This is a genomic window from Achromobacter sp. Marseille-Q0513, from assembly GCF_018195695.1.
In the GTDB taxonomy this organism is placed as follows: domain Bacteria; phylum Pseudomonadota; class Gammaproteobacteria; order Burkholderiales; family Burkholderiaceae_B; genus Achromobacter.
Genome location: NZ_JAGTJY010000232.1, coordinates 1 through 8,254, shown reverse-complemented (window position 1 = coordinate 8,254; position 8,254 = coordinate 1). Strand labels below are relative to the sequence as shown.

General features: G+C 68.8%; 8 protein-coding genes. 7 read left to right on the top strand and 1 reads right to left on the bottom strand.

The annotated features are described in order from the left end of the window. Positions 1 to 52: 52 nt before the first annotated feature. On the bottom strand, positions 53 to 826 hold the full coding sequence (locus tag KDH83_RS27850) for a fused MFS/spermidine synthase (protein ID WP_212321674.1): 774 nt from the start codon (positions 824 to 826) through the stop codon (positions 53 to 55). Positions 827 to 1,004: 178 nt separating this feature from the next. On the opposite strand from KDH83_RS27850, the gene KDH83_RS27845 reads away from it, so the two are divergent. The 7 genes from KDH83_RS27845 to KDH83_RS27815 form a co-directional block, all read left to right on the top strand. Further along, positions 1,005 to 2,141, top strand: a complete 1,137-nt coding sequence (locus KDH83_RS27845) for an FAD-dependent oxidoreductase (RefSeq protein WP_212321672.1) — start codon at positions 1,005 to 1,007, stop codon at positions 2,139 to 2,141. A 37-nt stretch (positions 2,142 to 2,178) separates the two neighbouring features. Continuing rightward, the gene (locus tag KDH83_RS27840; protein ID WP_212321671.1) at positions 2,179 to 2,556 is read left to right on the top strand and encodes a RidA family protein; all 378 of its coding nucleotides are present in this window, start codon (positions 2,179 to 2,181) and stop codon (positions 2,554 to 2,556) included. A 69-nt stretch (positions 2,557 to 2,625) separates the two neighbouring features. Beyond that, complete coding sequence (locus tag KDH83_RS27835) at positions 2,626 to 4,071, top strand: M81 family metallopeptidase (RefSeq protein ID WP_212321669.1); 1,446 nt, start codon at positions 2,626 to 2,628, stop codon at positions 4,069 to 4,071. 73 nt (positions 4,072 to 4,144) lie between these two features. Continuing rightward, positions 4,145 to 5,716, top strand: a complete 1,572-nt coding sequence (locus KDH83_RS27830; RefSeq protein WP_212321667.1) for an ABC transporter substrate-binding protein — start codon at positions 4,145 to 4,147, stop codon at positions 5,714 to 5,716. A gap of 52 nt (positions 5,717 to 5,768) precedes the next feature. Next, the gene (locus tag KDH83_RS27825) at positions 5,769 to 6,704 is read left to right on the top strand and encodes an ABC transporter permease (protein WP_212321665.1); all 936 of its coding nucleotides are present in this window, start codon (positions 5,769 to 5,771) and stop codon (positions 6,702 to 6,704) included. An 11-nt stretch (positions 6,705 to 6,715) separates the two neighbouring features. After that, positions 6,716 to 7,591 (top strand): ABC transporter permease, encoded by an 876-nt coding sequence (locus tag KDH83_RS27820; protein WP_103272047.1) that lies wholly within the window; start codon positions 6,716 to 6,718, stop codon positions 7,589 to 7,591. A gap of 8 nt (positions 7,592 to 7,599) precedes the next feature. Continuing rightward, a partial coding sequence (locus KDH83_RS27815) for an ABC transporter ATP-binding protein (protein WP_212321663.1) occupies positions 7,600 to 8,254 on the top strand: 655 nt, incomplete at its 3' end.

Genomic DNA, 8,254 nt, shown 5'->3' with positions numbered 1-8,254 from the left:
CTGACGCCTACGGATGAATTTCGTCATGCGCACGTACCTACGGGACAGCACACTAGCGCAGCGTCAGCGTCGCGCCGATGACGCGCAAGGTCGGCATCAGCTGACGCCACGCATCCTTGGATAGCGCCTCGGGCCGGCGCAGCTGCGCCGACGCCGGATCGTCCAGCAGCTCGCCCTTGCAGGCGAACACGATGCTGTTGGTCATGTCGTCATCCACCACCTCGAACATCGCCGCGCCGAAAGACTCCCGCACGCGGGCCAGGTACTCGTGGTACAGCGGATGATTGACGTGGAAGTTGATCACCAGCAGGCCGTCGTCGCGCAAGGCGCGCAGGCAATCGGCATAGAACACCTCCGAGCACAGCGCATCGGGCATGCCCTGGTCGCCAAAGCCGTCGAGCAGGATCACGTCGGCGTGGTCCGACGCGTCGCGCAGGAATTCGGCCGCGTCACAGGCGATGACGCGGAACCGCCCGTCGTCCGGCGGCACCATGAAATCGCCGCGCAGCGCGATGACCGCCGGATTGATCTCCAGCGCCTCGACCTGCGAACGCGGCAGGTGCCGATGGCAGAACTTCGCCAGCGAGCCGCCGCCCAGGCCCACCATCACGATGCGCTCGGGCTCCGGATTGAACAGCACGAAGCCCATCATCATGCGCGTGTACTCCAGCTCCAGCGCGTCCGGATTCAGCAGCGACATGCTGCTCTGGATGACCTGCTCGGAAAAATGCAGCGAGCGCCGGTCGCCCAGGTCACGCACGAAGGGTCGCGATTCGCTGTCGGGGATGGCGGTCGGCGGGGCGGAAGCGGCGGGATGGTCGGACATGAAGCGGCGCGGCGTTGCGAGAAGACGGGCGAACGATAGCACCGCCCGCGCCAGCACGGCAGGCGCGGCGACGAGGACGCGGCCGGCGCCATCAGTACAACCCCCTATTACCTCCGTGCCGCCATCTAATTATCGTATTTGAGAATTATCAAATAATAGAATTTTCTCCGACGCAGCGATGAACCCAGACCTCATTTCGGACTATGCAGTGATCGGCGCCGGCATCGCCGGCGCTTCCGTGGCCTACCGCCTGAGCGCGCATGCCAGCGTGATCGTGCTGGAGCGCGAGGCGCAGCCCGGCTACCACTCGACCGGCCGCTCGGCGGCCATGTTCATGGAAACCTATGGCACGCCGCAGATCCAGGCGCTGACCCGCGCCAGCCGCGCGTTCTACGAAAATCCGCCCGAGGGCTTCACCGAGCATCCGCTGCTGCACCCGCGCGGCGTGCTGTACGTGGCCACCGCCGAACAGCGCGACCTGCTGCAGCAGACCTACGACGAATTCCGCCGGCATTCCGACAACGTCCGCCTGATCGAACCGCAGGCCGCCGCCGCGCGCGTGCCCTGCCTGCGCGCCGAGCAGCTGTGCGGCGCGCTGGAAGAGCCGGACGCGCGCGACATCGACGTGCATGGACTGCACCAGGGCTTTCTGCGCGGCATGCGGGCGCGCGGCGCCACCCTGCGCGCCAATGCCGAGCTGCGCGCGGCCAGCCACGCCGACGGCGTCTGGACGCTGACGCTGGCCGACGGCGCCACGCTGCGCGCGCGCGCCATCATCAACGCGGCCGGCGCCTGGGCCGATCACGTGGCCGCGCTGTGCGCCGCCTCGCCGGTCGGCCTGCAGCCCTGCCGCCGCACCGCCTTCACCTTCAACGGCCCGCCCGACGTGGATTTCTCCGCCTGGCCGGCGGTGGTGGGCGTGGACGAAAGCTATTACTTCAAGCCCGACGCCGGCCAACTGCTGGGCTCGCCGGCCAACGCGGACCCGGTCGACGCGCACGACGTGGCGCCGGAGGAACTGGACGTGGCCACCGGCATCTACCGCATCGAGGAAGCCACCTCGCTGACGATACGGCGCCCCAAGCACACCTGGGCCGGCCTGCGCTCCTTCGTGCGCGACGGCGACTTCGTGGTGGGCTGGGACGAGGCCGCGCCGGCCTTCTTCTGGCTGGCGGCGCAGGGCGGCTACGGCATTCAGACCGCCGCCGCGGCCTCGGAACTGGCGGCCTCGTTGATCGAACGCCAGCCGCTGCCCGACGCGCTGCGCGCGCATGGCGTCGACGCCCTGGCCATGCGGCCGGGCCGCCTGCGCTGATCCCTTTTTTCCTTCCACCTGTTTTCCGGACGTCACCATGACCGCCATCACCCGTTATCCCAGCACCCTGCCGTTGCCGTTCTCGCGCGCCACCCGCGCCGGCGGCTTCCTGTTCCTGTCGGGCCAGATCCCGATGGACGCCGACGGCAAGGTCGTGCGCGGCGACATCCGCGAGCAGACCCACGCGGCCATCGCCCGCATCAAGGACACGCTGGCGCTGGCCAATGCCAGCCTGGCCGACGTGGTGCGCGTGACCGTCTGGCTGACCGACCTGGCGCAATTCGCCGATTTCAACGAAGCCTACCGCCAGCATTTCCAGGCCGATTTCCCGACCCGCTCCACGGTGGAGGCGCGGCTGGCGCTGGAAGTGGACGTGGAGATCGAAGTGCAGGCCTGGGTCGGCGACCGGACCTGATTTCCCCGCAAGCATTCCCACGCGCGCCGGCCTCGCGCATCCTGCAAACGCTCGACATGGAGTGGCAGCATGAAGATCTTTTCCGGTTCCCTGGCAACCGAAACCAATACCTTTTCCCCCATCCCCACCGGCCTGGGCGCCTACCGCGCGCGCGGCTACTACCCGGCCGGCCAGCATCCTGACCGCATGCAGATGTATGCCGGCCCGCTGTGGGCGGCGCGCCAGCGCGCCAAGGGCAAGGACTGGACGCTGGTCGAAGGCCTGACCGCCGCCGCCATGCCGGCCGGCATCACCACGCGCCACGCCTATGAAACGCTGCGCGACGAACTGCTGCAGGACCTGCGCAACGCCGGCCCCGTGGACGTGGCGCTGTTCGGCCTGCACGGCGCGATGGTGGCCGACGGCTACGACGATTGCGAGGGCGATCTGCTGCGCCGCGCGCGCGAGATCGTCGGCCCGGACACGGTGATCGGCGCTGAGCTGGATCCGCACTGCCACCTGACCGCGACCATGATGGAATCCGCCGACATCATCGTCTGCTACAAGGAATACCCCCATACCGACATCCTGGACCGCGCCTACGAGCTGGTCGACCTGTGCGTGGCCAAGGCCGAGGGCCGCATCCGGCCGACGCGCGGCGTGTTCGATTGCCAGCTGATCTCGGTCATGCACACCAGCCGCGAGCCGATGCGCGGCTTCGTCGACAAGCTGATGGCGATGGAGGGCAAGAACGGCGTGCTGTCGATCTCGATCGCCCACGGCTTCCCCTGGGGCGACACCGCCGACATGGGCGCCAAGGTGCTGGTCTATACCGACGGCGATCCGGCACGGGCCGAGGCGCTGGCGCGCGAGCTGGGCCAGGAGATCATCGGCTTTCGCGAACAACTGTCGCCGGCCTATCCCCCCACCGACGAGGCGCTGGACCAGGCCCTGGCGCACGGCGCCTTCCCGGTGGTGCTGGCCGATTCGGCGGACAACGCCGGCGGCGGCGCGCCCAGCGACGCCACCTTCATCCTGGAGCGCGTGCTGGCGCGCGGCATCGACGACGTGGCGATGGGTCCGTTCTGGGATCCGGTCTCGGTGCAGCTCTGTTTCGAGGCGGGCGAGGGCGCCGAGGTGCAGCTGCGCGTGGGCGGCAAAGTCGCGCCCGTGTCGGGCCAGCCGCTGGACCTGCGCTGCACGGTGCTGGCGCTCAAGCGCGAGGCCGTCATGACGGGACTGTCCAACACGCCGGCGCTGCTGGGCGACGTGGCCATCCTGCGCACGGGCGGCGTGGTGCTGGCGCTGACCTCGCTGCGCACCCAGGCCATGGGCACGGACATGTTCACGCAGTTCGGCATCGACCTGGCCGCGATGAAGCTCATCGTGGTCAAGTCCTCGCAGCACTTCTACGCCTCGTACTCGCAGGTGGCCAAGCACGTCATCTACGTCGCGACGCCCGGCGCCATCACGCAGGACTACAACAGCTTGCCCTACCGCAAGGTACAGCGTCCGAAATGGCCGCTGACGGCCTGACATGACATGACGGCGCGGTCCGCAGAGACCGCGCCGCAAGCAAGACCACGACACACAATACAAGGGGATGACCATGATCAAACGTTTCAGCCTGCTGGCCACGGCGGCGCTGCTGGCGCTGGGCGCCGCCACCGGCGCGCACGCCCAGGGCAAGACCCTGCGGCTGGTGCCGCACGCCGACCTGAAGACGCTGGACCCGCTCTTCAACACCGCCTACATCACGCGCAACCATGGCTACATGGTGTTCGACATGCTGTTCGCGCAGGACAGCAAGGGCCAGGTCAAGCCGCAGATGGTGGACACCTGGCAGGCCTCGGAAGACGGCAAGCGCTGGAGCTTCACGCTGCGCCCGGGCCTGAAGTTCAGCGACGGCACGCCGGTCACGGCCGAGGACTGCGTGGCCTCGATCCAGCGCTGGGGCAAGAAGGACACGCTGGGCCAGGCCATGTTCGCGGCCGGCGCCGAGCTGGCCGCCACCGGTCCGGAGACCTTCACGCTGACGCTCAAGGAACCCTTCGGCCTGGTGCTGGAGGCCTTGTCCAAGCCGTCCGGCCTGCCGCCCTTCATCATGCCCAAGCGCATCGCCGCCACGGATCCGAGCACGCAGATCACCGAAATGGTGGGCTCCGGTCCGTTCCTGTTCAAGCGCGATGAATGGGTGCCGGGCAACAAGGTCGTGTACGTGAAGAACCCGGCCTACGTGCCGCGCGCCGAGCCGGCGGACGGCCTGGCTGGCGGCAAGATCGTCAAGGTGGACCGCGTCGAATGGGTCTACATCCCCGACGGCAACACCGCCACCGCCGCGCTGATGAACGGCGAGGTGGACATGATCGAGCAGGTCACGCCCGACTTCCTGCCGGTGCTGGAAAGCAATCCCGATATCAAGCTGGACACCTCGGTGGCCTCGCAGGGCATGGTGGTGCTGAACGCGCTGCATCCGCCCTTCAACGACGCCCGCGCGCGCCAGGCGCTGTACTACCTGGTGAACCAGAAGCAGATGCTGGCCGCCATGGGCTACCCCGACAAGTACCGCGTCGACTACTGCGCCACGCTGTACATCTGCGGCTCGCCCCTGGCCACCGACGCCGGCGCCGCGCCCTACGCCAAGCCGGACCCGGCGCGCGCCAAGCAGCTGCTGCAGGAAGCCGGCTACAAGGGCGAGAAGGTGGTGCTGCTGTACCCCACCGACCACCTGAGCGCGCCCGCCGTGATGGTGCTGTCGCAGAACCTGAAGAAGGCCGGCGTCAACGTCGACCTGCAATCCATGGACTGGGCCTCGCTGGCCGCGCGTCGGCTGAAGAAGGATCCGCCCTCGCAGGGCGGCTGGAACCTGTTCCTGACCTGGGGCGGCTACTACGACGCCAGCACGCCGGTCACCAACCCCTGGCTGTCGGCCGCCTGCGGCAACAGCCTGCCGGGCTGGCCCTGCGACAAGGAACTGGACGAGCTGCGCACCGCCTGGATCCGCGAGACCGACGCGGGCAGGCGCAAGGAGCTGGCCGCCCGCATCCAGGAACGCGCCTACCAGACCGTGCCCTACGTGATGTGGGGCGAGTTCAAGCCCGTGTACGCCACGCGCGGCCTGAAGGGCACCGAGCTGATCAAGGCCGGCGTCCCGGTCACGTGGAACATCGAAAAGCCGTAAGGCGGGCGCCGGGCGCCACGGCGCCCGGCCCAGGTTCCGGGGGGAACGCAGCATGAAATACATCCTGCGCCGCATCGCGGCGGTTATTCCGGTCATGGCGGTGGTGGCGGTCGTGGTCTTTATGCTCATCCACCTGTCGGACGGCGATCCGGCGGCGGTCATCGCGGGCGACAACGCCACGGCCGAGGACGTGGAGAAGATCCGCCAGAACCTGGGCCTGGACAAGCCGCTGCTGCAGCAGTTCGGCATCTGGGTCGGCAATATCGCCACCGGCGACCTGGGCACCTCCATCGCCACGCAGATGCCGGTCTCGCAGCTGATCGGGCAGCGCCTGGGGCCGACCTTCTCGATCGCCGCCTTCACCATGCTGTTCGCGGTGCTGCTGGCGATCCCGCTGGGCGTGCTGGCGGCCTGGCATGCCGGCCGCTGGCTGGACCGGCTGGTGATGGTGGGCTCGGTCTGCGCCTTCTCGGTACCGGTGTTCCTGATCGGCTACAGCCTGGTGTATGGCTTTTCGATCAAGCTGGGCTGGCTGCCGGTGCAGGGCTACAAGCCGCCCGACCAGGGCCTGGTCCAGTACCTGCGCCACCTGGTGCTGCCCTGTCTGTCGCTGGGCCTGGTCTACATGGCGCTGCTCACGCGCATGACCCGCGCCACCATGCTCGAGGCGCTGTCCGAGGACTACATCCGCACCGCCCGCGCCAAGGGCCTGGCGGCCGGCCCGGTGGTCTGGCACGCGCTCAAGAACGCGGCCAATCCCATCGTCACCACCATCGGCGTGGGCGTGGCGCTGCTGATCGGCGGCGTGGTCGTGACCGAGACCGTGTTCGCCATTCCCGGCCTGGGCCGCCTGACCGTGGACGCCGTGCTGCGCCACGACTATCCGGTGATCCAGGGCGTGCTGCTGGTGGCCTCTGGCATCTATGTGTTCATCAATCTGCTGGTCGACCTGAGCTACCGGCTCTTCGATCCGCGCATCCGCTACTGAACGGGGCCGCCATGACCACGACCTCAATCCCGCTGCCGGCGCGCAAGCCCGCCGGTCGCCGCGCGCTGCGTTCGCTGCGGCGCCATCCGACGTTGTACCTGGGCTGCGCCATCCTGATCCTGCTGGCGTTGGCGGCGCTGGCCGCGCCCTGGCTGGCCACCATCGATCCGCAGGACATCGACCCGCTGGCGCGCATGAAGCCGCCCTCGGCCGAGCACCTGTTCGGCACCGACGCGCTGGGCCGCGATGTGTACTCGCGCACCATCTGGGGCGCGCGGGTCTCGCTGCTGGTCGGCGCGGCGGTAGCGCTGGCGTCCACCGTGATCGGCGTGGCGCTGGGCATGCTGGCCGGCTACTTCCGCCGCGTCGACGCACTGATCATGCGCGTCATGGACGGGCTGATGGCCATCCCCGGCGTGCTGCTGGCGATCGCGCTGATGGCCACGCTCAAGGGCGGCCTGGGCACCGTCGTCATCGCCATCGTGATCCCGGAAATCCCGCGCGTGGTGCGGCTGGTGCGCGCGCTGGTGCTGACCATCCGCGAGCAGCCCTACATCGAGGCGGCGGTGGCGTCCGGCACGCGCGTGCCGGCCATCCTGTTGCGCCACATCCTGCCCAACCTGTTCGCGCCGCTGATGGTGCAGGCCACCTTCATCGCGGCCTCGGCCATCCTGACCGAGGCGGTGCTGAGCTTCCTGGGCGTGGGCATTCCGCCGCACACGCCCAGCTGGGGCAACATCATGGCCGAGGGCCGCAACTTCGTGGCGGTGGCGTTCCACATCATCCTCTATCCCGGCCTGTTCCTGGGCGTGACCGTGCTGGCCGTCAACCTGGTGGGCGACGGGCTGCGCGACATGCTGGATCCGCGCCTGGCCAAGAAACTCTAGGAGCGCCCATGCGAACCGAACCCGTATTGCGCGTGCGCGACCTGACCACCTGTTTCGACGGCGACGAGACCACCACGGTGGCCGTCAACGGCCTCTCGTTCGACCTGCTTCCTGGCGAGACGCTGGGCCTGGTCGGCGAATCCGGCTGTGGCAAGAGCGTCACCTCGCTGTCCATCATGCGGCTGCTGCGCGCGCCCGGCCGCGTCGCCGGCGGCGCCATCGAATTCGCCGGCCAGGACCTGCTGGCGCTGCCCGAGAAGGCCATGCGCGCCATCCGCGGCAACCAGCTGTCGATGATCTTCCAGGAGCCGATGACCTCGCTCAACCCCGTGTTCACCATCGGTCGCCAGATCGCCGAGTCGCTGACGCTGCACCAGGGCCTGTCGCGGCGCGAGGCGCTGGCGCAGGCCGAGCGGCTGCTGGACCTGGTGCAGATCTCCGATCCGGCCCGCCGCGTGCATGAATACCCGTACCAGCTGTCCGGCGGCATGCGCCAGCGCGCCATGATCGCCATGGCGCTGGCCTGCCAGCCCAAGGTACTGATCGCCGACGAGCCCACCACGGCGCTGGACGTGACCATCCAGGCCCAGATCCTGCACCTGCTGCGCGACATCCAGGCTCGGCTGGGCACGGCCATCGTGCTGATCACGCACGACCTGGGCG

Excerpts from the sequence above, each read along its gene's own strand:
- KDH83_RS27850 (WP_212321674.1), bottom strand. The coding sequence starts at position 826 with ATGTCCGACCATCCCGCCGCTTCCGCCCCGCCGACCGCCATCCCCGAC.
- KDH83_RS27845 (WP_212321672.1), top strand. The coding sequence starts at position 1,005 with ATGAACCCAGACCTCATTTCGGACTATGCAGTGATCGGCGCCGGCATC.
- KDH83_RS27840 (WP_212321671.1), top strand. The coding sequence starts at position 2,179 with ATGACCGCCATCACCCGTTATCCCAGCACCCTGCCGTTGCCGTTCTCG.
- KDH83_RS27835 (WP_212321669.1), top strand. The coding sequence starts at position 2,626 with ATGAAGATCTTTTCCGGTTCCCTGGCAACCGAAACCAATACCTTTTCC.
- KDH83_RS27830 (WP_212321667.1), top strand. The coding sequence starts at position 4,145 with ATGATCAAACGTTTCAGCCTGCTGGCCACGGCGGCGCTGCTGGCGCTG.
- KDH83_RS27825 (WP_212321665.1), top strand. The coding sequence starts at position 5,769 with ATGAAATACATCCTGCGCCGCATCGCGGCGGTTATTCCGGTCATGGCG.
- KDH83_RS27820 (WP_103272047.1), top strand. The coding sequence starts at position 6,716 with ATGACCACGACCTCAATCCCGCTGCCGGCGCGCAAGCCCGCCGGTCGC.